The sequence below is a fragment of the Acinetobacter sp. S54 genome (genome assembly GCF_016624945.1).
In the GTDB taxonomy this organism is placed as follows: Bacteria; Pseudomonadota; Gammaproteobacteria; order Pseudomonadales; family Moraxellaceae; genus Acinetobacter.
The window spans coordinates 279450-302820 of sequence record NZ_JACVUI010000003.1 but is presented as its reverse complement, the minus strand read 5'-3'; the positions used below and the strand labels follow the sequence as shown (position 1 = coordinate 302820).

Annotated in this window: 23 protein-coding genes and 1 CRISPR repeat array; of the genes, 11 read left to right on the top strand and 12 right to left on the bottom strand. The window is 37.4% G+C overall.

From position 1 onward, the window contains the following. Positions 1–56 precede the first annotated feature (56 nt). Positions 57–926, top strand: a complete 870-nt coding sequence (locus IAE20_RS07055; protein WP_200481675.1) for a VOC family protein — start codon at positions 57–59, stop codon at positions 924–926. 1034 nt (positions 927–1960) lie between these two features. Further along, positions 1961–2761 (top strand): undecaprenyl-diphosphate phosphatase, encoded by an 801-nt coding sequence (locus IAE20_RS07050; RefSeq protein WP_200460115.1) that lies wholly within the window; start codon positions 1961–1963, stop codon positions 2759–2761. A gap of 49 nt (positions 2762–2810) precedes the next feature. On the opposite strand, the gene IAE20_RS07045 is transcribed toward IAE20_RS07050, so the two are convergent. The 3 genes from IAE20_RS07045 to IAE20_RS07035 all read right to left on the bottom strand — a co-directional run bounded on the left by IAE20_RS07045 (position 2811) and on the right by IAE20_RS07035 (position 4119). Continuing rightward, positions 2811–3059: a DUF333 domain-containing protein gene (locus IAE20_RS07045; RefSeq protein WP_200481676.1), complete on the bottom strand. Its 249-nt coding sequence runs from the start codon at positions 3057–3059 to the stop codon at positions 2811–2813. Positions 3060–3129: 70 nt separating this feature from the next. Then, positions 3130–3372: a hypothetical protein gene (locus IAE20_RS07040; RefSeq protein ID WP_413784486.1), complete on the bottom strand. Its 243-nt coding sequence runs from the start codon at positions 3370–3372 to the stop codon at positions 3130–3132. 204 nt (positions 3373–3576) lie between these two features. Then, a complete protein-coding gene (locus IAE20_RS07035; protein ID WP_200481677.1) occupies positions 3577–4119 on the bottom strand; it encodes a DUF962 domain-containing protein in 543 nt (180 codons plus the stop codon). A gap of 94 nt (positions 4120–4213) precedes the next feature. Between IAE20_RS07035 and IAE20_RS07030 the strand changes: the two genes are divergently transcribed. After that, positions 4214–4927 carry a Crp/Fnr family transcriptional regulator gene (locus IAE20_RS07030; RefSeq protein WP_200481678.1) on the top strand — a complete coding sequence of 238 codons (714 nt, stop codon included), beginning with the start codon at positions 4214–4216 and terminating at the stop codon, positions 4925–4927. Positions 4928–4930: 3 nt separating this feature from the next. On the opposite strand, the gene IAE20_RS07025 is transcribed toward IAE20_RS07030, so the two are convergent. After that, complete coding sequence (locus IAE20_RS07025; protein WP_200460111.1) at positions 4931–5167, bottom strand: hypothetical protein; 237 nt, start codon at positions 5165–5167, stop codon at positions 4931–4933. 527 nt (positions 5168–5694) lie between these two features. Here IAE20_RS07025 and IAE20_RS07020 point away from each other — a divergent pair. Together IAE20_RS07020 and IAE20_RS07015 are read left to right on the top strand one after the other, a co-directional pair. Next, on the top strand, positions 5695–6750 hold the full coding sequence (locus IAE20_RS07020; protein ID WP_200481679.1) for a linear amide C-N hydrolase: 1056 nt from the start codon (positions 5695–5697) through the stop codon (positions 6748–6750). Between the two features lie 38 nt (positions 6751–6788). After that, positions 6789–7274: a hypothetical protein gene (locus tag IAE20_RS07015; RefSeq protein ID WP_200481680.1), complete on the top strand. Its 486-nt coding sequence runs from the start codon at positions 6789–6791 to the stop codon at positions 7272–7274. Between the two features lie 69 nt (positions 7275–7343). Here IAE20_RS07015 and aroC read toward each other — a convergent pair whose 3' ends face one another. Both aroC and prmB read right to left on the bottom strand, forming a co-directional pair. Then, complete coding sequence (aroC, locus tag IAE20_RS07010; protein WP_200481681.1) at positions 7344–8435, bottom strand: chorismate synthase; 1092 nt, start codon at positions 8433–8435, stop codon at positions 7344–7346. Positions 8436–8447: 12 nt separating this feature from the next. Next, positions 8448–9458: a 50S ribosomal protein L3 N(5)-glutamine methyltransferase gene (gene prmB / locus IAE20_RS07005; protein WP_200460107.1), complete on the bottom strand. Its 1011-nt coding sequence runs from the start codon at positions 9456–9458 to the stop codon at positions 8448–8450. Between the two features lie 252 nt (positions 9459–9710). Further along, a CRISPR array of direct repeats spans positions 9711–10397; the repeat unit is 28 nt; unit sequence GATTCCTATCGCATAGATAGTTTAGAAA. A 409-nt stretch (positions 10398–10806) separates the two neighbouring features. Between prmB and IAE20_RS07000 the strand changes: the two genes are divergently transcribed. Continuing rightward, positions 10807–11382: a flavin reductase family protein gene (locus IAE20_RS07000; RefSeq protein WP_200481682.1), complete on the top strand. Its 576-nt coding sequence runs from the start codon at positions 10807–10809 to the stop codon at positions 11380–11382. An 86-nt stretch (positions 11383–11468) separates the two neighbouring features. Here IAE20_RS07000 and IAE20_RS06995 read toward each other — a convergent pair whose 3' ends face one another. The 3 genes from IAE20_RS06995 to IAE20_RS06985 form a co-directional block, all read right to left on the bottom strand. Next, a complete protein-coding gene (locus tag IAE20_RS06995; RefSeq protein ID WP_200481683.1) occupies positions 11469–13109 on the bottom strand; it encodes an AMP-binding protein in 1641 nt (546 codons plus the stop codon). Positions 13110–13315: 206 nt separating this feature from the next. Beyond that, positions 13316–14452, bottom strand: a complete 1137-nt coding sequence (locus IAE20_RS06990; protein WP_200481684.1) for an acyl-CoA dehydrogenase family protein — start codon at positions 14450–14452, stop codon at positions 13316–13318. A 41-nt stretch (positions 14453–14493) separates the two neighbouring features. Beyond that, positions 14494–15264, bottom strand: coding sequence for a 3-hydroxyacyl-CoA dehydrogenase (locus IAE20_RS06985; protein WP_200481685.1), 771 nt, complete (start codon positions 15262–15264; stop codon positions 14494–14496). 152 nt (positions 15265–15416) lie between these two features. Here IAE20_RS06985 and IAE20_RS06980 point away from each other — a divergent pair, with 152 nt between their 5' ends. From IAE20_RS06980 to IAE20_RS06970, 3 genes are all read left to right on the top strand, one after another. Next, positions 15417–16454 (top strand): AraC family transcriptional regulator, encoded by a 1038-nt coding sequence (locus IAE20_RS06980; RefSeq protein WP_200481686.1) that lies wholly within the window; start codon positions 15417–15419, stop codon positions 16452–16454. Between the two features lie 232 nt (positions 16455–16686). Further along, positions 16687–17658 (top strand): aliphatic sulfonate ABC transporter substrate-binding protein, encoded by a 972-nt coding sequence (locus tag IAE20_RS06975; RefSeq protein ID WP_200481687.1) that lies wholly within the window; start codon positions 16687–16689, stop codon positions 17656–17658. Between the two features lie 3 nt (positions 17659–17661). Beyond that, positions 17662–18501, top strand: coding sequence for an ABC transporter permease (locus IAE20_RS06970; RefSeq protein ID WP_200460101.1), 840 nt, complete (start codon positions 17662–17664; stop codon positions 18499–18501). Here the strand turns inward: IAE20_RS06970 and prmC are convergent. Both prmC and prfA read right to left on the bottom strand, forming a co-directional pair. Continuing rightward, positions 18472–19323, bottom strand: coding sequence for a peptide chain release factor N(5)-glutamine methyltransferase (prmC, locus tag IAE20_RS06965; protein WP_200481688.1), 852 nt, complete (start codon positions 19321–19323; stop codon positions 18472–18474). The genes IAE20_RS06970 and prmC overlap by 30 nt on opposite strands. Next, the gene (gene prfA / locus IAE20_RS06960; protein WP_200481689.1) at positions 19323–20411 is read right to left on the bottom strand and encodes a peptide chain release factor 1; all 1089 of its coding nucleotides are present in this window, start codon (positions 20409–20411) and stop codon (positions 19323–19325) included. Before prfA ends, prmC begins: the two co-directional genes overlap by 1 nt. Positions 20412–20776: 365 nt before the next feature. Between prfA and IAE20_RS06955 the strand changes: the two genes are divergently transcribed. Beyond that, positions 20777–21220: a glycine zipper domain-containing protein gene (locus IAE20_RS06955; RefSeq protein WP_200460098.1), complete on the top strand. Its 444-nt coding sequence runs from the start codon at positions 20777–20779 to the stop codon at positions 21218–21220. A 150-nt stretch (positions 21221–21370) separates the two neighbouring features. Next, positions 21371–22381: an LLM class flavin-dependent oxidoreductase gene (locus IAE20_RS06950; protein WP_200481690.1), complete on the top strand. Its 1011-nt coding sequence runs from the start codon at positions 21371–21373 to the stop codon at positions 22379–22381. A 111-nt stretch (positions 22382–22492) separates the two neighbouring features. On the opposite strand, the gene IAE20_RS06945 is transcribed toward IAE20_RS06950, so the two are convergent. Continuing rightward, the gene (locus IAE20_RS06945; RefSeq protein WP_200460096.1) at positions 22493–23329 is read right to left on the bottom strand and encodes a pyruvate, water dikinase regulatory protein; all 837 of its coding nucleotides are present in this window, start codon (positions 23327–23329) and stop codon (positions 22493–22495) included. Between the last annotated feature and the right edge of the window lie 42 nt (positions 23330–23371).

The following is a 23371-nucleotide window of genomic DNA, read 5'->3' as shown; positions in this document are numbered from 1 at the left end:
TTTAAAAGATTAATTGCTAAAATAAAAAGCAACACAAGAAAATAAAAAGTAGACGTATGAATAATGCAATCTATCCTTGTATATGGCTCAAGTCCAATCGTCTAGAAGCAGCAGAATTTTATTGTTCCCTATTTAATGGCCAAATTAGTCAAAATAATGAATATGTATCGGAACTTTATATTTTTAAACAGAGGCTTATGTTGTTAAGTGGAGGGCCAAATATAGAGTTCAAAATCAATCCCTCTATTTCATTCATGTTATTGTGCGGTTCTATTGATCAGGTTCAATACTATTGGGATCAAATTATCACGGGTGGTTGTGCTTTAATGCCGCTTGATCGTTATCCTTGGAGTCCGTTTTATGGATGGGTGCAGGATAAATTTGGCGTATCATGGCAACTTTATTTAGATCCGCGTGAAGATTTTACATCTCAACGACTTATACCGACCCTGATGTTTACTGAAAATAATGCTGGAAAAGCGTTAAATGCAATGCAATTCTACACGCATATCTTTCCAAACTCTGAAATCACCAGCCTCCTATATTATAAAGAAAGCGAAAAGGGTTCAGAAAACTCAGATTACATTCAACATGCGCAATTTACGATTGATGACTTTATTTTATACGCGATGGATTCATCTTATTCGCATCATTTTGGTTTTAATCAAGGGATATCCTTAGTCGTTGAAACTTCCAGTCAAATGGAAACGGATCATTTATGGACATCTTTACTACAGCACGGTGGCATACCCATGCAATGTAGCTGGCTTAAAGATCAGTTTGGCATACATTGGCAAATCGTCCCTAAACGTTTAATTGAATTGATTAACCATGCAAATCCGAACATTGCGCAATTGGCAATGAATGCGATGTTTCATATGCAAAAAATTAATATTCAAGAAATTGAGGATGCCATAAAGCCCTAAGCTGGCCTTTCTAAAGTTATTACTTTATAGATCGCAAATTTAATTATGCCACAACCTATATTTTAAAAAATAAAATTCACATATTTTTTGAGAAATAATGCCTTATTTCTTCAAAAAAAAGACGTATAAAACACTATATTTATTTAATTTATCTATAAAAAAAGCTCACAGGGCGATGTGAGCTAGGTAGCAGCCGATTTGTTATTTTAGTTGAATAGTATGCTTATTTTTTTGAGTTTTATATTAGCCAAAAGTAAAAAAAAGATTCATCATGAAGATGAATCTTACAAGCCAAATATGGCTTAAATTCTGAAATACAAATGATAGCTGGATGTAATCAAGCGATCATTTGCATCCTAAATACTAGCAAAATGATAGTTTGAATAGAAATACATAATACCTATCATTTATTAATATTATTTAAACATATCTCCTAGGCACTTTAGAAAATCAATATATAACCACCCCATCAAGATATTTTTAAATTGATATAATTCAAACCACTAAATTGATTCTTAAATTCAAAGATAACAAAATATTAGAATGTTATATTATTTCAATTAGTCTTATTATGTCTAAATACTACATAGTCACAAATAAGTTAGCTACTTATAATAAAAAAAGAACCCATTGCTTAACGCAATGGGTCTATCAAGGATCACGCTGTACACACTACTGAAGTAGTTTTGTTATTTCTGGCAAGCCCATGAAACTTTCCAGTGGCATAACTATACAAGAACATAAAATTAATTGCAAATAATTCTCATTAATTAAAACAGCAAAACTTTTTATTCTTTATAAAAAAATCACTCATACGCTACTTAGTTTTTCACAAATATTAACAAGGGAAACCGAACTCTACTCTTCGATCCTTACCCGATTACGTATACAATTTTGTGCTTTAAGAAATGCTTTTTTCTTAAATAAATAGTTAAAGCAAGGCCATTATGACTTGAAAATATTTAGTTTTTTATTTTCTGATTTGCCTATCTTTTTTATTAATATCATTAAATTTGATTCATGAGTAATCATCCATGGAACACCTTGAAGCCTTTAAGGCTCTTTTTTTAGGTCTGATTGAAGGGCTAACAGAATTTTTACCAATTTCAAGCACGGGTCATCTCATTCTTTTTGGCCATCTCATTGATTTCCATTCTGATAGTGGTCGAGTGTTCGAGGTTGTGATTCAATTAGGGGCAATTTTGGCAGTTTGCTGGTTATATCGGCAAAAAATTATAGACTTAATTAAAGGTTTTTTTAGTGGCGATGCACAGGCACGTCATTTCTGTTTTAGTGTTCTTATTGCTTTTTTTCCTGCAGTAATTATTGGCGTTATGGCAGTTGATTTTATTAAATCTGTCTTATTTAGCCCTTTGGTTGTAGCCATTGCATTGATTGTGGGGGGCCTAATTATTTTTTGGGCAGAATCAATTAAGTTCGATCATAAAACCACAGAAGCAACTCAGATCACTTATAAACAGGCTTTCTTAGTGGGTCTAGCTCAATGTGTCGCGATGATCCCAGGGACTTCTCGTTCTGGCGCTACTATCGTTGGGGGAATGTTTGCAGGACTTTCTCGTAAAGCTGCAACGGAATTTTCATTTTTTCTTGCGATGCCCACCATGCTTGGTGCAGCAGTGTTTGACTTAGTTCGTAATGCCAGCGTGCTCACGGCTGATAATATGACAAATATTGCGCTTGGTTTTGTAACTGCATTTATAGCGGCATTATTTGTTGTTAAAGCATTGGTTCGTTTTGTTGAGAAACATACTTTACGCGTTTTTGCGTGGTATCGGATTGTTTTAGGAATAATTATTATGTTTGTAATGCTATAAAAAAATCAGAAAAAGCCCAGAAATATGCTATTATTTCTGGGCTTTATTATTATTTAACAGGATGATCCTGTCTAAATAGTTGCCATTCCTCAATGATACGCCCATCTGGCAAAATGCAATTGGCATACTCGCCGCCATTCGCATCTTTTTTTATTTCCAGCCGACCGCCTTGATCAACACAGTATTGGCTGGCTGGGTTTGCCATTCCAATTTTGTGCGGTTTAGATGAGTGAATCGTTGCACAAGCGGGTAAAATAAGTGTGCTACCACACAGAATCAGCAATATTTTTTTAGTCATTGTGTCATTCCACACTTCATTTAACCATTTCGATTATCCAAGATTTTAAGTTTTAAACTGTTAATTTTAGTTAGTTCATTGCAATCATTTTTACTAATATATGCTGTGATTCATCATTTTCATCAAAAGTCTGTTTGCGAATCAGTTCCTTATATTTGACCCTAAAATCTCGTCCATTAAACGTTACAACAGAAGGTATGTTGTCAAAATATGTACTACCCGTTTCCAGATTCTCCTCATGTAAAGGAGTTCCAAGTTGATAATCATCACCTTTGAGTACGACATATTTTACTGTTGTTCTCATTTTATCCATGCTACTTAAACCTTTTAAATCTATTCTTTACTGCTTTTAAAAGCTTGACCAGATATATAAACAATTAATAAACAAAACAATTCTAAAAAAATTGATCATTCTAAATGTATAACGTTATTAAGCACTATTCCCTCAATGCCGACTTAAGTCAACCCTATAAAAAAAAAGCCCCGCAGGGCTTTGGCTTCAGACACAAGCAAAAAACTAAATATGTTTTACTGACAAAGAAGAATGTTTATCCATTTCTTTTCTCAAAACATGGGCTTGCTCAAGAACCTTATCTTGAAGTGACTTGCGAAAACCCAATAAAAAAACAAATTCGGCCAGAACAAACAACGGTCCAATTGCTAAACCTACGATATCATCGACAAATGCAGGCTTTTTCTTTTCAAAAAAATGACCAATAAACTGAAAAATCCAGCCAATAATAAAGCTGCCAATGGAAATACTAAGCCAAAACCAAATATCCAATTGAGCAATTTCTAGAGCTAAATATGTACATGCTCCAAGAATAAAAAGCATCATTAAACCAAATATATAATCAAGACGTAGATAATAAACCACCATGATCCATAATAATGCAATTACCAAATGCAGGTGAAACTGACCCACGCTAAACTCTACCCGTGCTGCCAGACAAAATAGAGCAAAAACAATCAAAGGAATTCCTATAAAATGTGTCATCACATTTTTCTGGTCTAAATGATAAGCGGCATATTGACTTAATAACTGCTCCAATTTACTCATTTTTATGCATCCTTGCCTAAAGTTACTGTTACTATAACCAACTTAAAAAAAGCAAGTTGTCGGCTAACCGACATTTAAAGCCAAAGGAAATAAAATGCTGGATACCAAATTTCACGCACATCTACAGCGCAATCTCTGGTTTTCGCAATTGCCTATTTTGTTTCAGAATTTTATTTTTGAAAATGCCAAACTTTTAAATTTAGAAAAAAATCAGGCTGCTTTTTACGCGGGCGATGCTTTTGATGGCATCTATGCATTATTAGAAGGCTCTATCGAAATTTGTTCAACTAATGAACATGGTAATCACTTTTTAATCGCAATTTTTGAGCCTATTAATTGGTTTGGGGAAATCTCGTTAGTTGATCAATCCCCTCGCTCACATCAGGCTGTTGCAGTAAAATCCAGTAAAGTCTTGTATTTATCTCAAAAAAATTTAGATCTGTTACTCAAATCGTATCCTGAAGGTTGGTACTTTTTGGCTCAATTAATTAGCCAAAAACTCAGATTTGCATTTTTAGAATTAAATGCCATTCATAGTCGAAGTTTATTACAACATTTGGCCCAGCGTTTAAACTTTATATTACAAGGCTACGGTAATATTGAAAATATTGAAAATTTTGTGATTCAAATCTCACAAGAAAAATTAGCACAAATGCTGGCATGTTCCCGACAAACAATTAATCAGTTATTACAAGAACTTGAAAAGAAAAAAATTGTAGAAGTTAATTTTGGTAAAATCATTATTAAGGATTATGAACAATTAAAATACATTGCTAATTCAATACCATTTGATTCTAAAAATGATTAGTATCTATTCAATTTTGAGTTGATAATCATCTTGCGTTATTTTGATTTTTAATTTTCGGTATTTGCGCTTGTTTGGATCTAAGGCGGATTCTAGTATTTCACTTTTGAACTGAGTATCATTCATAAGTTCAGCATAAATTTTATATCCAATTAAGATTTTACTTGGCTTTTCTTTAATGTTTTTAAAATCATCTATTATATTATTTAAATAATCTAGATTGGTTTCATTTGCTTTTCTCATACGTATTTCGCCCCTTTGATCCTAAAGTCAAATTAACATTTAATTTTTACAAAAAGATGAATCCTACTTTTCTAATATTCATTTTAAAAAATAAAAAAAACCTGCAACTTGGGGAAGAAGCAGGCTGTAAAACGCACAACTAAAAAACTTTTAACCTATTGATTTAAATAAACTACTATATATTTTTCTTAAATTATCTGAATTACACGAACCTATTTACTACTGCAAAAAATTCATTATTAACAAATAGTTATATTAAGATAATCGTTATTTCCACCTTATTATATTAAAAATATACAGACTAGTCTACATAAAATTAGAATAATGTTGAATTTATGAAATAAATATGTCAATTTTGCATATCAATGAACTAAACTCGTAATTATGTAGCGTTTAATAGTCAATTTTCTTCAAAGCATTTATGCGAAAATTTGTTAAAAAACGAACAATTCAAATTAAATCACGCTAAATTAATCAAGTAGATAATCAATAACAACACTAAGAACATTCCACATTAGGATATGAAAATGATTAAGAAAGCTCTGTTGAGTAGTTTAATAGCCAGTAGTTTATGTTTTATATCATTTACCGCTCAAGCCTGTACAAGAGTGGTATTTCAAGGTGACAACCAAACTGTTATTACTGCCCGCTCTATGGATTGGAAACAAGATGTCGGTACAAATCTATGGATTCTGCCTAGCGGTGTAAAACGAAGTGGAAATGCGGGTAAAAACTCTATTCACTGGACATCTAAATACGGAAGTGTGGTTGCAACAGGTTATGATATTTCAACAACGGATGGAGTTAATGAAGCGGGTTTGAATGCCAATCTGCTTTGGTTGGTTGAATCTGAGTATCCAGATGCAACAAAATCCAGCAAACCCAAACTTACAATTGCCGCTTGGGCGCAGTATGTTCTGGATAACTTCGCAACCGTTGATGAAGCCGTACAAGCCTTACAAAAAGAACCCTTTATTGTGGTTTCAGATGCTGTGCCTGGTGAAAAACGCTTAACTACATTACATTTATCGATTTCTGATAAAACAGGTGATAGTGCCATTGTGGAATATATTAACGGCAGACAAGTCATTCATCATAGTCGGAACTATCAGGTTATGACAAATTCCCCTATTTTTGATGAACAGTTGGCACTTAATCAATATTGGAAACAAATTGGTGGAACTACTTTCCTCCCTGGAACCAATCGAGCATCTGATCGTTTTGCCAGAGCTTCTTTTTATATTAATGCCATTCCCAAAAATGATGAACCGAAAGAAGCACTTGCCTCGGTTTTTAGTGTCATTCGTAATGTATCTGTGCCTTATGGGCTAAATACTGAAGAAGAACCTAATATTTCCTCAACACGTTGGCGTACTGTGGTTGACCATAAGCGTAAACTTTACTTTTTTGAGTCCGCACTTTCACCCAACAGTTTCTGGGTCGATCTTAACAAAATTAATTTCAAAGATGGGGTGACACGCAAGTTAGATTTAGGTAAAAATCAAGAGAACATCTATGCAGGTGATGCAACAGCACAATTCAAAGCTTCACAACCCTTTCATTTTCTTGGTATAAATGAATAATAGGAAAATGAAGAATATATATTTAGGGGAAATCTAAAATGAAAAAAACACTTGGGTTCATGGCGGCTTTCATTTTTTTACACGGTTGTACAACTGTTCCAGAGAGTAAAACTAATACTGATCGTTTAGCAACAGCAGGACTATTGCTGTGTAAACCAAATGAACAGTGTCCCGTTATGGCTGCGTCATGGAATTCGGAGAATAAAAATCAGCTTCGTATTGATGTGAGGCTAAATAGCAGCTATCTCTATTACGATATTAAAAAAGTAACGTTTATTGTTGATGGTAAACATTTAAGTTATATACCCGCGCAACCCACTGAATTACAGTACATTAGTCGTTTAGAACCAAAACGTTCTTCTAATCATGTTGTTGTTCCTACCAGCTTTTTAAATGACTTTAAAAATGCAAAACGCATTGACGTTCAAATCAATACAGATCACGGCGCAATCAAACGCCCAATGTATATTGATGGACAAGCTTCTTCTGCCTATCAAAACTTTGTCAACGTGTATTCTTCTTAACCAGATATTTCAAGGTTGATCATAAAAAAACTCACCCCAAACGGTGAGTTTTTTTATGAAATACTGAGCTTATGGTTCAATCGGTACAAATGGAGCGATTACGTCCGCATTTTGTGCTCGATTGCGTAAGAAATGATCCATTAATACAATGGCAAGCATAGCTTCAGCAATTGGAGTTGCCCGCACGCCCACACAAGGATCATGACGACCTTTAGTCAACACATCTGTATTTTCACGATCTAGATTAATAGTTTTGCCAGGAGTGGTAATACTTGCTGTAGGTTTTAAAGCAATAGCAACACGAATAGTTTGTCCACTCGAAATCCCGCCTAAAATCCCGCCTGCATGATTTGCAAGAAAGCCATCTGTTGAAAGTTCATCACGAGTTTCATGTCCAAACTGGCCAGCTACTGCAAACCCATCTCCAATTTCTACACCTTTTACAGCGTTGATACTCATCATGGCATGTGCGATATCAGCATCAAGACGATCAAATACAGGTTCCCCCCAACCGACTGGAACTTTTTCGGCCAGAATTTCAAGTTTCGCACCACAGCTCGTACCCTGTTCACGCAAAGAGGTCACTAAAGCTTCAAAACGAGGAACCGCATCAGCATCACCGCAGAAAAAAGGATTATTGGTGACTTCAGCCCAATCCAGTTTTTGTGCAATTTCATTTCCTATTTGAGTTACATGACCACGAATCACAATCCCAAATTTTTCAAATAGATATTTTTTTGCAATTGCGCCAGCAGCAACACGCATTGCTGTTTCACGCGCACTTGAACGTCCACCACCGCGATAATCACGAAAACCATATTTTTGCGTATAAGTATAATCCGCATGGCCTGGACGGAAAGTTTGTGCAATATTGCCATAATCTTTTGATTTCTGATCTGTATTACGAATGAGCAGACCAATGGAAGTACCCGTAGTTTTACCTTCAAAAATCCCTGAAATAATTTCAACTTCATCCGGTTCTTTACGTTGCGTTGCAAATTTTGATGTGCCAGGTTTACGACGATCCAGATCTTTTTGCAAATCGTCTGCACAGAGTTCCAAGCCCGGTGGAATGCCATCCACGATCGCCATTAATCCAACACCATGCGACTCGCCACATGTCGTTACACGAAAGAGTTGACCAATACTATTCCCTGCCATATTTACAACCCCTTATGCTTCTAACGATTCTTGAAATAAACGCTGATAACGGCGGCATTGCTCTGCGGTTAAAGCAAAAATACCTGAACCACCTTTTTTGAAAGTCAACCAATGAAAATCAACCGTATGAAAATTTTGACGCATTGCCCATTCAGAATTACCGACTTCAATCACAATTAAACCATCTTCTGTCAAATAATCAGCAGCTTGAGCCAACATTTTTCGCACCAGATCCAGACCATCTTGACCTGCTGCCAGTGCTAATTCAGGTTCATGTAAAAATTCTTCTGGTAAATCAGCCATATCTTCTGCATCAACATAAGGCGGATTGCTGACAATTAAATCATATTGATTTTCGGCAGGAATTTTTGAAAATAAGTCAGACTCTAATAAGGCAACCTGATATTGCTTTTCGTGATGTTCCGCATTAATAGCAGCGACTTCAAGCGCATCTTTGGAAATATCAGTTGCATCCACTTCCGACTCTGGGAATGCATAAGCCAAAGCTATAGCAATACAACCTGAACCCGTACACATATCTAAAATACGCTGCGGAGTTTTAGGATTTGTATTTTCAGGTAAATGATTTAAAGCTTCTTGCAGATTTCCATGTTCATCCAAACAGTAAGGAGCAAAGCGTTGTTCAATTAACTCCGCAATAGGTGAACGTGGAATCAATACACGCTCATCGACATAAAATGGTTTATTTGCAAAATAAGCCAGATTTAACAAATATGATGTTGGAATTCGTTCATTGACACGTCTTTCTAGCAAACTTAGAAACTCAGCTTTTTCACTAGGTAACAGTTTAGCCTCCAAAATTTCGGCATCTGCAGCCCATTCAAGTGAAAGAGTTTGTAAAACCAGTGCTGAACTTTCTGCAAAATAGTCTTCGGTTCCCTGACCTAAATGAGCATCATATTGACGTAATGCAGTGACACCAAAACGAATAAAATCACGAATCGTTGTTAAGTTCTCTGCTGCTTCCTGCAAATGTTCAGGGCTAATAGTCGGTCGCTCCACTCAGGGGTCTCCAAAAGATGTTGATGCAAAACGACTTATGATACCTTGTTTTGTTGTGGTTTTTAATGCCTAAACGTAATGGGTTCAATTTTAAATGAATTTGACTTTTAGTACGTTTTAACCCAATATTTTTATAACTCTTTAACAATTTAATAAAATCATAAACTTATGAATTACTTTCATTTCTTTAGTTGAAAAGATTTTTAGTCATGAAGTCATTGTTATTGTTTAGTTTATGACTACATTTTTATGGATTCCTATCGCATAGATAGTTTAGAAATACACTTCGAGATTCGCATAATGCGCATTGATGATTCCTATCGCATAGATAGTTTAGAAATGATATTCAAATTTACCGTCAAAAGGAATTGGGATTCCTATCGCATAGATAGTTTAGAAATATGACATATCACTATAAGAACCGAGCTACGCGATTCCTATCGCATAGATAGTTTAGAAAATATTTCTCTGTAAAGCGCACCCAAAACTCTTGATTCCTATCGCATAGATAGTTTAGAAACAATATTAGATACGCTTAAGGGTGAAAATATGGATTCCTATCGCATAGATAGTTTAGAAATCACTCCTCGCGTCCGCTATTGCGCTTTACCAGATTCCTATCGCATAGATAGTTTAGAAAATTGTTCCGTCACTTCTTGAATGGCACGTTCTGATTCCTATCGCATAGATAGTTTAGAAACTACTGACAACAAGAAACCTGATGTTAATCAGGATTCCTATCGCATAGATAGTTTAGAAAATCTACTGAAGAAAAAATGAGGACGTAGCGCGGATTCCTATCGCATAGATAGTTTAGAAAGACACGGTTAAAACGCTTTATCTCGATTATTGATTCCTATCGCATAGATAGTTTAGAAATACTACATCAAAAAGAACTCTAAATATCTCACGATTCCTATCACATAGATAGTTTAGAAAGACGCGACCAGATTTGCTGCGATATATTTAGTGGTGTGTGAAAAATGAAAAAAGTCCTGACGGATAAAATTAAGATTCTAATTAAAAAATGAAATTACGAAATACCATGTGCGCCAGTATATTTGGATTAAATATGACTCCAAAAATCTAAGAAATATTAAAATTTTATAGTCATGTAAATAATGAAGCTAGACACCATTACAAGCAACAGATATCCAAGTTTAAATGCTCAAAGCCCTCCAATGTAATAGCATATCATTCTCATATTTTATTTTTAAAATTCGCTTTATAACATCTTCAATATATAAAATATTTTACTGATTCATCTTATATGAATCTTTTAAATCCAGCTTATTTTGGATTGGTTTTCTGTCAAAATAGTAAGTAAATTCTTTAAAGTTTTAATTTTATGAATCCTTATATTCAAAGTGTCGAATTATCCAAGGCCTATCGCTTACTCAATCATGGACCAACTGTTTTGGTCTCAGCCCAAATTGGTGAAGATGTTGATGTTATGGCAGCCGCATGGGCTTGTGCACTCGAATTTAGTCCTGCCAAAGTCACTGTTGTTTTAGATAAAAGCACCAAAACCCGACAAATCATTGAGCAAAATGGTTACTTTGCTTTACAAGTACCCTGTTTTGCACAACTAGATATGACTTACCAATTAGGCAGTATCACTAAGTTCAATGAACCAAATAAATTGGCGATTTGTGGGACACAACTTTTTTATCAAAATGGCTTTGATGTACCTTTAGTAGACGGGTGCATTGCTTGGCTTATATGTAAAGTTATTCCTGAAACGCATAACCAGCAAACTCACGATTTGTTTATAGGGAATGTCGTGGGCGCTTGGGCAGATTCGAGGGTATTTCGCGATGGACACTGGTATTTTGCAGATGCAGATAAGCGTTTAAGGAGCTTACATTATATTGCAGGGGGTACGTTTTATACTATTGGCGATGAAGTAAAAGCTCATTTGTAAAATACTTCGTAATCTCTCAAGAGAAACCAATGAGCTACAATAACGCAATATTCCATTGGTTTCTGCCATGAATAATAAATATGAAGCTAACTTGCACAGACTTGCTGCATCCTTTCGATCTCTTGTAGTTTGAGTACACCACGTTGAATTTTACCACTTACGGTTTTAGGTAATGCTTCCACAAACTCAATTTCTTTTGGATAAGCATGTTTGGATAGCCGACCTCGTACATACATTTGCAGTTTTTCCTTGAGATGATCAGTCGCTTGATAGTGTGCTTTCAGAACCACAAAAGCTTTTACGATTTCGGTTCTCGCTGGATCAGGTTTACCTATAACCGCAGATTCCAAAACTTCTTCACACTCCAATAAAGTGCTTTCTACATCAAAAGGGCCTACACGATAACCAGACGTTGTAATGACATCGTCAGCACGCCCGACGAAATCAATGCCTTCATGTTCATTTATTTGGACGGTATCGCCTGTAATGTAATATTTACCTACGAAAGATTTGCGGTTCTTATCACCATAGCCCTTAAACCATAATAATGGGGATGCATCGCAATCAATTGCCAATATCCCAGTTCCACCCTGACCCAATTCCTCAAAACTTTCATCAAGTACAGCAAAACGATGCCCCGGAATAGCAAAACCCGCAGAACCTATTTTGATCACATGTTCCAATGCATGATGATTACCAATCACCATGCCTAATTCTGTCTGGCCATACTGGTCATAAATATTGACATCAAGATCATGTTTAAACCAATGAATAACCTCTGGCGTCAAAGGTTCTCCTGCACTACTGATGACTCTTAGATGCTGTTTGATGCCTTCATCAAACTTTTCTTTAAAACCGTAAAACATGCGAAATGCGGTCGGCGAACCTGTAAGATTATTAACCTGATATTTTTTAATTAACTCAATGGCACGATCTACACTAAATGCATTTTCGTCCATAATGATCGAGTGGCCTAAACTTAAAGGTCCTGTAATTCCGTAATAAAGACCATATGCCCAACCAGGATCGGCAAGATTCCAAAACGAATCCTGTTCACGTAAATCGACAGCATGAGTCATATACCCTTTAAAAGCCAAAATTGCTCTTAAAGGCACAGGTACGGACTTGGCCAAACCTGTAGTGCCTGAGGTAAACATCATCAAAAAATCATCATCAAAACTGCGATATTCAACTGGACAATTAGAATCAAATAAATCCATTAGCCCCCAAAAACTATCATTGTTCTGATTTTGCTTTTCATCTTCTACAAGCAAGATTTGATGGACATTTAAGTCTTTAAGCTTAGGTTGCTGTTCAATATTGGTGACAACAAGTTTGGTTTTGGCTGTTTGCAAACGGTGTTCAATCGCTTTAGATTCAAATGCAGTAAAAAGCGGTTGGTAAATTGCGCCTATACGCCATGTCGCTAGAATTGTAATTAATAGTTCTGGTGTCCGCGGTAATAATCCTGCGACACAATCTCCTGCCTGAATATTGAGGGACTTCAAATAGTGAGCTAGTTTTCCTGAATATTCAGCACATTGCTCAAAAGTATAAGATTGGCTCTCACCATTTTTACCTTCCCAGATCAAAGCCACTTTATTTTGACCGACATATCTGCCGCAACATTCTTCGTAGGCATTTATACGATGTTTATGACCTGTTAGTTGTTGTTGAACCAGTTGATTAAAGTCAAATTCAAGATATGCTTGTGCCAGTGTCTTCATCCCGAAAACCTCTTATATTCCGTCTTCATTCAGATAGACCAAGTTGATTGTCTATCTCATAATCCATTGTTGTTGTAATCAAACATCATTTGATGCTGTTCATTTTTACCATCCAATTTAACTTATACTGTCTTTTTATGTTATTCAATTCCCAAATACCTCAATCAAGCTGAGGTATTTGACATATACTAAAAAAACAAAGTCACTTAAAGCTGAGTAACTTCTCTAGCAATGACTAAGCGTTGAATATCAGATGCGCCTTCATAAATCTGGCTAACTCTTACATCGCGATAAATCCTCTCTACAGGGAAGTCACTGACATAGCCATAACCACCATGGATCTGAATCGCATCTGAACATACTTTTTCGGCCATTGTAGAAGCAAAAAGTTTGGCCATAGACGCTTCTTTTAAACAGGGAAGATTTGCATCTTTCAAACTCGCAGCATGTAACACCAGCTGTCGTGCGGCTTCGATCTGCGTTGCCATGTCTGCCAATCTAAAACTTACTGCCTGATGTTGTACCAGTTCCACTCCAAAAGCTTTACGTTCATTCGCATATTGTACGGCTGCATCAAAAGCCGCTCGCGCCATTCCTACAGATTGAGCAGCAATTCCAATACGCCCAGCAGCTAAATTTGACAAGGCAATTTTATAACCTTCGCCTTCTTTTCCAACCAAATTTTCCACTGGGATGCGACAGTTTTCTAATGTGATCGTGGCAGTATCAGAAGCATGCTGTCCCATTTTATCTTCAATACGAGTAACCTGATAACCTGCCGTATCGGTAGGCACCAGAAAGCAAGATATTCCCTTTTTACCTGCCGATTTATCTGTAACTGCGAGTACTAATGCGACATTGGCATTTTTACCACTGGTAATAAATTGCTTTACTCCATTCAAAACCCATTCATTACCCTCACGATGAGCTTTAGTCAAAATAGCACTAGCATCTGATCCAACATGGGGTTCCGTCAGACAAAAGCAGCCCAACCATTCACCAGATGCAAATTTAGGCAAGAACTGTTGCTTTTGTTGCTCATTCCCATAAAGCTGTGTAATGCCACAAATTAATGAATTTTGTACACTGATAATCGTTGAAATTGCCCCATCACCTGCGGCTATTTCTTCTAAAGCCAGTACCCATGCTACATAATCTAGTCCTGCACCACCCCATTGTTCGGGGACAGTCATGCCCATTGCACCCAATTTTCCTAGATCTTTCAATTCCTGTGTTGGAAACTGATGCGTTTTATCACGCATTGCGGCTGTAGATTTAAGCTGGGCTTGCGAATAATCCCGCATCATGTCACGAATCATGATGTGTTCTGGACGGTATATCATTTTTTAAATTCCTCTATTTTCAAGTCTGGAAAAATTTTTCATTATTTTGGTGCCATACGAATTGCACCATCCAGACGAATCACCTCTCCATTTAGATAAGAATTTTCAATAATATGTGCAGCTAAACGTGCAAACTCATCAGGTTTACCCAAACGTGATGGATAAGGTACCATTTGACCCAGTGCATCCTGAACATTTTGCGGTAATGCCTTGAGCATCGGAGTTTCCATAATACCTGGGGCAATCGTGACCACACGGATGGCATGTCGGCCTAATTCACGGGCAATAGGTAACGTCATCGCAACGACAGCACCTTTGGATGCAGAATAAGCAGCCTGTCCAATTTGCCCATCAAAGGCAGCCACAGAAGCAGTATTGATGATGACACCACGATCTTCATCTTCTGCTGAAGGCACATTATGGGTCATCGCTTCTGCTGCAAAGCGCAGCATATTAAATGTACCTGTGACATTAATATTCAAAACTTTATTAAACAATGCCAGATTATGAATGTTCTCTTTACCAACAACCTTCGCTGACGGCCCCACTCCTGCACAATTAATCAAACCATGAATTGCTCCATGTTTTTGTAGAGTTTGCTGAAAAAATTGTTCAACCTGCGTTTCCTGAGTCACATCCAGTTGGATAAAGTCCGCTGCTGTACCTAATTTTTCTACCTGTGTTTTGCCCGCGTCTTCATTCATATCGACTAAAGTTACACTCGCGCCCTGAGCAACTAAACATTCAGCTGTAGCAGCGCCCAAACCCGATGCACCACCAGTAATAATGAAATGCTTTCCCTGAATTTTCATTTTAAATTTCCACGTTAATTAATTTATTACAATATGACTCTCAGAGTAAAAGTTCAGCTTTTACAGTACAATTTCAAAAAGCCTCAAATGTTCTGAGGTTTTTGGACATTTAGATCATTTAAAATTTTTACTTCTTTATTTTAAGGTCATACATGCAACGCATTGCCCAGTCAACTATTCCACCATCAAATAAGGGAACCATTTCCATTGCACTGGTCAATGAAGCTTTAAGTGTGGCGCATACACGTGGTTTAAATATTGAAAAAATTGCCCAACAAGCGGGTATTTCTTCTGAACTTCTACATTTTCCCAAAGCCAGAATCCCTGTGTCGGCGTATGCCCAACTCTGGATTGAGCTGGCCAACCACATGAATGATGAGTTTTTTGGAATGGATTCGCATCCCATGCGTCGAGGAAGTTATCAACTTCTGGCAAAACTTGCCATGCAATCAGAAACACTTGAAAAAGCGTTGATTGATATTTTGAAGTATTTTTCGGTACTTTTGGACGATATACATGCAGAACTACATATTGAACAATCTATAGCGCATCTCATCATTTCTGACAAAGATCATCCCAAGCGCATGTTTAGCTATGCCACATTTTTAATGCTCATTCATGGTTTATTATGTTGGCTGGCAGATCAACGTATTGCTATTAACAAGATCACTTTAAAATGTAGTAAGCCTACTTATCCTCAAGATTATTATGTCCGTTTTTGTGAAAATATTGAATTTGATGCTGAATTTAATCGTATAGAATTTAATGCTGACTATTTACAGATCAAAATCAAAAAAGACAAAAAAGCATTAACCGAGTTTCTTAAACAAACCCCGCAGAATCTTCTCGTTCGTTATAAAAATGAGAACTCGTTAAGCCTTATCATTCGTAGGCATCTGATTCAACATCCTCCTATAGTATGGCCTGAACTCAAAGAGCTTTCTCAGCAATTGTATATGTCTGAAGCCACGATTCAACGGCGTTTAAAAGCTGAAAATATTAGCTATCAACAACTTAAAAATGACATCCGGTGTGATATTGCTATTGAGCGTTTAAGTAAAACTGAAGATAGTATTCAAGAGATTAGTCATGCTTTGAACTTTCATGATGCTAGTGCTTTTTATCGTGCCTTTAAAAAATGGACGGGCGTCAATCCCAGTGCTTATCGACAAAATACCCCAGTAGAATAAAACGTATAAACGGGCTTCATCCAACGCTATATGCACATTTATTATCAGTTAAGCAGAATTTATAATAATTCACTAATTTCTATAAAAAGTTTTTTATAATCAATTTATTAAAACCCAAAAATGGTGTTTATTCCAGAACATGCATTACTAAGCAAAATATCTGTGTTTGAAGTACGCTATTCTCATGCAAACATCTGAGAAATTTCATTTATTTGTCAGATTGGACTTGGGCATGTCATCATTTAAAAAACCTTCCTTAAAATTGTTCATCACTGGGGTTCTTGCAACAACATTTACCGCAACTGCATTTGCGGCTATTCCCAAAACACTGAAACTGGATTATGCCTACTATGCGCCTACTAGTTTAATTGTAAAAGATCAAAAGCTATTGGAAAAAGCGCTGCCAAACACTGAAATTAAATGGGTGTTTAGTCAAGGGAGTAATCGTTCTTTGGAATACCTTAATAGCAATAGCAGCGACTTTGCCTCTACTGCCGGTTTAGCGGCGGTTCTCAGTCGTGCCAATGGTAGCCCAATTAAAACGGTTTATATCCAGAGTCAGCCTGAATGGACTGCACTGGTAGTCGCTAAAGATTCACCATTGAAATCATTAAAAGATTTAAAAGGGAAAAAAATCGCAGCAACCAAAGGTACAGATCCATTTTTATTTACTTTGCAGGCACTGGATACTGTTGGTTTAACCAAACGAGATGTACAACTTGTGCATTTACAGCATCCAGATGGCAAAACAGCACTTGAAAGAGGTCAAGTGGATGCTTGGGCTGGACTCGATCCACTTATGGCTGCTGCACAAATTCAATCAGGTGCAAGATTACTTTATCGAAATGTTAATTTTAATAGCTACGGGGTATTAAGCGTTAAAGAAGATTTTGCCAAACAAAGTCCTGAGGCAATTGAAGTCGTGATCAAAGCTTACGAACAGGCACGAAAATGGGCGATCGCAAATCCAGACAAAACTGCCGAACTTTTAGCTCGCGAATCAAAGTTACCGCTTGCCGTTGCAAAACTGCAATTAAGTCGAACCAATTTTGAACAAAATATTCCGTCTGTAAAACAGACACAGGCCCTGAAACGCGCAGGAAATATTTTGGTCGAAGAAGATCTAGTACGCAAAGGTACCAATGTTAATCAAGTGATTGATCAGCTATTTGATCCTCGTTTTGCTCAAAAGGTCGTTAAGTAATCTATGCAAAATTCACTTTCTAAGTCTGAGCTAAACAGAAGTTTGGCTCAGGCTGCCATTCAAGATCAGCAACGCCACAAGCCCAGCAAATTTAAAAGTTGGTTTAAAGCACTTTTATTGCCTGTTATATTTTTACTTATTTGTGAATTTCTGGTGCGAAGTGGTGCTATTGATGCTTATTTATTACCAGCACCGAGTAGTCTATGGCAGTCTTTCATCGATTTGGCTCATGCAGATTTATTGACACATATTTACATTAGCACGTGGCGTGTTTTTGCTGGATTTGCTATCGGCAGTGGCCTTGGCTTATTGTTTGCGGTAGGTGTAGGCCTTAATAAACAGATTGAAGAATATCTTGACCCTACTTTTTCAGCGATTAAATCTATTCCGAGTTTGGCATGGATCCCCCTGTTATTATTATGGCTAGGTATTGATGAGGGATCAAAACTTACACTGATCGCCATTGGTGCATTTTTCCCAACTTATACTAATACAGTTGCAGCAATTCAAAATGTGGATCCCAAATTGGTCGAGTTGGGAAAAGTATATGGTTTAAATCGCTTTAAACGAATTATCCAAATTATTTTGCCTGCCGCCTCGCCAGGAATTCTAACAGGGTTGCGTAATAGTTTGAGTTTATCATGGATGTTTATGATTGCTGCTGAATTGATTGCAGCAACACAAGGCATTGGTTATCTGCTGAGTGATGGACGAGAAACTTCACGACCCGATATTGTTATTTTGGCCATTATTTTACTGGCATTATTGGGGAAAATAACGGATGCCATCATGAAAGCTGTAGAGCAATGGTTATTAAGATGGCGAGAAAGTATCCCCAGATAAGCTATCTGGACAGATAAGCCCTAAACTAATACGATCATTTCCACCGTAATCTTTTCGGGTTTGAATCTGGACAAAACCACGCTTTTGCAATAATTGACGAACTGCTTCACTCTGATCGTAACCGTGTTCAAGCACCAGCCAACCGTTAGAATTCAACCAGCTCGGTGCTTGATCTATAATAATTTGCAGATCAGCAAGACCCTGTTGTTCGGCCACCAATGCACGACGTGGCTCTGTCCCCAGATTGTCCATGTGCGCATCATCTGCATCGATATAGGGTGGATTAGAAACAATCAAATCAAATTTTTGTGCGGGAATCGCTTCAAACCATGCACTACAAATAAATTCAACCTGATTTAAACTATGTTTATGAGCATTACCTTGGGCCACTTCAAGCGTTGGGAAATAAATATCCGTAGCCAAAACCTTCCAATCAGGGCGTTCTTTTGCTAAAGACAAAGCAATTGCACCAGTACCTGTACCCAAATCCACCATTGAGGTTTGAAAAGGTAAATCCAAAGAAAGCACGGTTTCAACTAAAATTTCAGTATCTGGACGCGGCACTAAAGTATCAGAAGTGACAGTAAGATCCAAACTCCAGAAAGGCTGGGAACCTGTAATATAAGCCAATGGTTCACCTTTAGATAAACGCATCAGGCCATCCAGAAAGACCTGCTCCTGTTCATGCGTCAGTACTTGCATTTGACGCATTTTCAATTCAATTGCATTTAAATTTAAAACATGTTCAAGCAGCCACACAGCTTCCTGACGTTCATAACTATCAGTTTCACCACGCAGATTTAACGCTTGCCCAATCTTCATTAGCCGCCGTTCTCTTGGGCCAACATCGCTAACTGATCTGCCTGATATTCACGATGTAAACTATCTAAAAGCTCAGTCAAATCCCCTTCCATAATCGCATCTAACTTATATAAAGTTAAGTTAATACGATGATCAGTCATGCGTCCTTGCGGGTAGTTATATGTTCTAATCCGTTCTGAGCGGTCGCCCGATCCGACTAAATCGCGACGCATTTCAGAAGTTGCCGTTTCTTGTGCCGCACGCTTGGCATTTTCTAGCCGAGAAACCAATAACGCCATCGCTTTGGCTTTGTTTTTATGCTGGGAACGCTCTTCCTGACATTCCACCACAACACCTGTAGGGATGTGAGTAATACGTACAGCCGAGTCAGTTTTGTTAATGTGCTGCCCCCCTGCACCTGATGCACGATAGGTATCGATACGCAAATCGGCAGGATTAATTTCAACGGTTGTATCCACATCCACTTCAGGTAGAATTGCAACTGTACAGGCCGAAGTATGTACTCGTCCCTGCGATTCAGTTGCAGGAACACGTTGTACACGGTGTGCCCCACTTTCAAACTTTAAGCGACCATAAACGCCATCACCATCGACGCGGCAGATGACTTCCTTATAACCCCCGTGTTCACCTTCATTTTCAGAAAGTACTTCTATTCGCCAGCCTTGAGACTCCGCATATTTACTATACATACGAAATAAATCGCCTGAAAATATCGCAGCTTCATCCCCCCCTGTACCTGCCCGTACTTCCAAATAAGCGGAATTGGCATCATTGGGATCTTTAGGAATCATCAAAATATTGAGATCAGCTTCGAGTTGCTCAATCAGACTTCGATTTTCCTTAATCTCTTCTTGAGCCATATCCTTAAAATCAGGATCATTTAACATCTCTTCGGCGGTAATAATGTCCTGTTCAGCCTGACGATATTTACCCCAAACCTCAACCATTTCAGAAAGATCACTATGCTCACGTGACAATTTACGGAATCGTTTATTATCTGAAATGACTTCTGCATCTGCCAATAATGCAGTCAACTCTTCATAACGATCACAGAGTTGATCAAGTCGTAAACGTAGTGATTCTTTCATAAGTGGAAGTATCTCAAAATAAAAATAATCGATAAGCACATCTTTTGAATCTAAAAGTGCCTTCAATCATATCAAAGCTAAAATTGCGCATAGTTTACCGATTATGACCATCAAATAACATAGACAACGACATATTTGAGTGATCCCGTACAAATTCTTATTTGAGGCTTTTCACTATTTCTACACATTAGGCTTTAAATCAATCGCTTTTGCCGTTTTATTAGACACTTTTAATAGAAAGTATACAAAACACGGGTACACTGTAAAAATAAGAAGGTTAATCTCCACAATTATAGTGAATCGTTTTGTTACATTTGCTGCAACGAAATAGATAAAGTCTTGCCACTAGGACACGGAGATTTAAAATGAAAGCAAGCAACTTATTACTGAGTAGTGTATTCGCAATTTCTTCCATGTTTGCAATTAACGCTCATGCTGACAATACCACACGTGTTGCAGCGACCTCAGCATTAGGCAGCGTTGTAGGTACAGCTTTGGGCAATCAAATGGGCGGTAACACTGGCGCAATGATTGGTTCTGCTCTTGGTGGTGCTGGTGGTGCAGCAGTTGCAAGCAATAAACGTAATCGTACCGAATCTGCTATTGGTGGCGGCTTAGGTGGTGTTGGTGGCTATACCGTAGGTAAAAGCATGGGTGGAACTACGGGCGGTTATATTGGTTCTGCTCTAGGTGCTGCAGGCGGTTCAGCTTTAGGCAATAAAATTGCCAAAGACAAGGCCGAAGACAAACGCTATAACAACTCTCGAAACTGGAACAACAAACATCGTCGTCATTATCGTCATCGTTAATTTAAATCTATTCATAACTGTATTAAGCATCCTTCTGGGTGCTTTTTTTATGCTTCAAATTTACAAATAACTGCATAAATCGAAAAAAACCGATATACAAGATTTACGACTAATCGTAAAATATCGATATATAGTTCCTGAGAATCCTTTATGCCTTCCCTAAAAGAAACACGATTTTCTATTCTTGAACTTGCCCCAATCCGTAACGATAAAAATGTCCATTTCTCTTTACAGCATGCATTAGAACTTGCTCAGCATGCGGAGAAACTAGGCTATGAACGTTTCTGGTTGGCAGAGCATCATAATATGGATGGCATTGCCAGTTCTGCTACCGCAGTATTGATGGGTTATATCGCTGCAAATACACAATCTATACGGTTAGGGTCAGGCGGTATCATGTTGCCTAATCATGCACCTTTAGTGGTTGCTGAACAGTTTGGAACACTTGCGACGCTTTATCCTGACCGGATTGAATTAGGTTTAGGGCGCGCACCTGGAACCGATCAGCTCACTATGCGCGCTTTACGTCGAGGGCGTCAGGAAACTGAAGATCAATTTCCTCAGGATGTCCTTGAAATTTTAAAATATTTTAAAGATCCAGAACCCCATCAAAAAATTGTGGCAACGCCTGGACACAGTACCTATGTTCCTGTCTGGCTGCTCGGTTCAAGCTTGTTTAGCGCCCAATTAGCTGCACGTTTAGGACTACCCTATTCTTTCGCATCGCACTTTGCACCACGTATGTTGTCTCAGGCAGTACAATTATATCGGGAAAATTTTCAACCTTCTGAATATCTTGAACGGCCTTATGTGTCTATTGGGGTTCCAACCGTGGTGGCAGAAACCACTACCGAAGCACAACATTTAGCCACAAGCGCCTATCAACGGGTGTTAGGTCTAATGCGTGGACAAAGTTTAAAACTTAAACCACCTGTTGAGTCAATGGAACATATTTGGACGCCAGCCGAGCGAATGTCTGTCAATAATTTCTATGCAATGGCTCAAATTGGCTCGCCTGAAACCGTAAAAGCAGGCCTCGAAGATTTATTAGAGCATGTTGAGGTAGATGAGTTTATTTTTACTTGTGATATTTATGACACTCAAAAGCGTTTAGAAAACTTTAGCCTATTGATGGACATTAAAAACAATTTATCCAGCTAATTTTTTGCAATGACAAATTAAAAAGGGAAATACATTTATTTCCCTTTTCATCTGAAAAACTATTTTTGCACAGCTAATCAATTCGTATTGTTTATAATATTTTCAGTTTGTTTAACCGATACGACGTTTTAGTCCTGTCGTTTGTAAAATACGCGTCGAAATTTCTTCAATTGACATTTCAGTTACGTTTAAATATGGAATTCCTTCTGAAATAAAAATTCCTTCAATCGCACGTAATTCCATCTGACATTGACTAAAGCTAGCATATCGACTGTTGGCTTTTCGTTCATTGCGAATTGCAACTAAACGTTCCGCGTCAATCATTAAACCGAATAACTTATTTTTATGCTCTTTCAGTACTTTAGGTAACCGGTTGTCATCTAGATCTTCTTCAGTAAGAGGATAATTTGCAACACGAATACCAAACTGTAATGACAAATAAATAGAGGTCGGTGTTTTACCCGAACGTGATACACCAATCAGAATAATATCGGCTTTATCATAATGACGTGTTCGCGCTCCGTCATCATTATCCAAAGCGAAATGAACTGCATCAATACGAGCTTTATAATATTCAGAATCCGTCACTGCATGAGTCTGTCCGACTAAAGTTGTAGGCGGTGTTCCAAGCTCCTGTTCCAGCTTACTAATTAACCCTTCAAAAACATCCAAATTCACCGCTTTAGCTGTATTAATAATTTCACGAACATTTGGATCAACTAGCGTATCAAACACCAAAGGCAAGGTCTGGTCTTTAGACTGACAGCTATTGATTTCAGCGACCACATTCATCGCAGCCTCTTCTGAGGAAATATATGGAATAATATGAATATCAAAATCTACGTTTGGAAACTGTGCTAATAATGAATGTCCAAGGGTTTCTGCCGTAATCGCGGTTCCATCGGAAATAAAAAACACACTCCGCTTAATTTGTTTACCTTCTGACATGAAAAATCTCCTCAAACATTTGTCTTAGTGCTATATAATCTT

What these genes read in the sequence shown, in the direction of transcription:
- IAE20_RS07055 (WP_200481675.1), top strand. Translation starts at nt 57, where the DNA reads ATGAATAATGCAATCTATCCTTGTATATGGCTCAAGTCCAATCGTCTA.
- IAE20_RS07050 (WP_200460115.1), top strand. Translation starts at nt 1,961, where the DNA reads ATGGAACACCTTGAAGCCTTTAAGGCTCTTTTTTTAGGTCTGATTGAA.
- IAE20_RS07045 (WP_200481676.1), bottom strand. Translation starts at nt 3,059, where the DNA reads ATGACTAAAAAAATATTGCTGATTCTGTGTGGTAGCACACTTATTTTA.
- IAE20_RS07040 (WP_413784486.1), bottom strand. Translation starts at nt 3,372, where the DNA reads ATGGATAAAATGAGAACAACAGTAAAATATGTCGTACTCAAAGGTGAT.
- IAE20_RS07035 (WP_200481677.1), bottom strand. Translation starts at nt 4,119, where the DNA reads ATGAGTAAATTGGAGCAGTTATTAAGTCAATATGCCGCTTATCATTTA.
- IAE20_RS07030 (WP_200481678.1), top strand. Translation starts at nt 4,214, where the DNA reads ATGCTGGATACCAAATTTCACGCACATCTACAGCGCAATCTCTGGTTT.
- IAE20_RS07025 (WP_200460111.1), bottom strand. Translation starts at nt 5,167, where the DNA reads ATGAGAAAAGCAAATGAAACCAATCTAGATTATTTAAATAATATAATA.
- IAE20_RS07020 (WP_200481679.1), top strand. Translation starts at nt 5,695, where the DNA reads ATGATTAAGAAAGCTCTGTTGAGTAGTTTAATAGCCAGTAGTTTATGT.
- IAE20_RS07015 (WP_200481680.1), top strand. Translation starts at nt 6,789, where the DNA reads ATGAAAAAAACACTTGGGTTCATGGCGGCTTTCATTTTTTTACACGGT.
- aroC (WP_200481681.1), bottom strand. Translation starts at nt 8,435, where the DNA reads ATGGCAGGGAATAGTATTGGTCAACTCTTTCGTGTAACGACATGTGGC.
- IAE20_RS07000 (WP_200481682.1), top strand. Translation starts at nt 10,807, where the DNA reads ATGAATCCTTATATTCAAAGTGTCGAATTATCCAAGGCCTATCGCTTA.
- IAE20_RS06995 (WP_200481683.1), bottom strand. Translation starts at nt 13,109, where the DNA reads ATGAAGACACTGGCACAAGCATATCTTGAATTTGACTTTAATCAACTG.
- IAE20_RS06990 (WP_200481684.1), bottom strand. Translation starts at nt 14,452, where the DNA reads ATGATATACCGTCCAGAACACATCATGATTCGTGACATGATGCGGGAT.
- IAE20_RS06985 (WP_200481685.1), bottom strand. Translation starts at nt 15,264, where the DNA reads ATGAAAATTCAGGGAAAGCATTTCATTATTACTGGTGGTGCATCGGGT.
- IAE20_RS06980 (WP_200481686.1), top strand. Translation starts at nt 15,417, where the DNA reads ATGCAACGCATTGCCCAGTCAACTATTCCACCATCAAATAAGGGAACC.
- IAE20_RS06975 (WP_200481687.1), top strand. Translation starts at nt 16,687, where the DNA reads ATGTCATCATTTAAAAAACCTTCCTTAAAATTGTTCATCACTGGGGTT.
- IAE20_RS06970 (WP_200460101.1), top strand. Translation starts at nt 17,662, where the DNA reads ATGCAAAATTCACTTTCTAAGTCTGAGCTAAACAGAAGTTTGGCTCAG.
- prmC (WP_200481688.1), bottom strand. Translation starts at nt 19,323, where the DNA reads ATGAAGATTGGGCAAGCGTTAAATCTGCGTGGTGAAACTGATAGTTAT.
- prfA (WP_200481689.1), bottom strand. Translation starts at nt 20,411, where the DNA reads ATGAAAGAATCACTACGTTTACGACTTGATCAACTCTGTGATCGTTAT.
- IAE20_RS06955 (WP_200460098.1), top strand. Translation starts at nt 20,777, where the DNA reads ATGAAAGCAAGCAACTTATTACTGAGTAGTGTATTCGCAATTTCTTCC.
- IAE20_RS06950 (WP_200481690.1), top strand. Translation starts at nt 21,371, where the DNA reads ATGCCTTCCCTAAAAGAAACACGATTTTCTATTCTTGAACTTGCCCCA.
- IAE20_RS06945 (WP_200460096.1), bottom strand. Translation starts at nt 23,329, where the DNA reads ATGTCAGAAGGTAAACAAATTAAGCGGAGTGTGTTTTTTATTTCCGAT.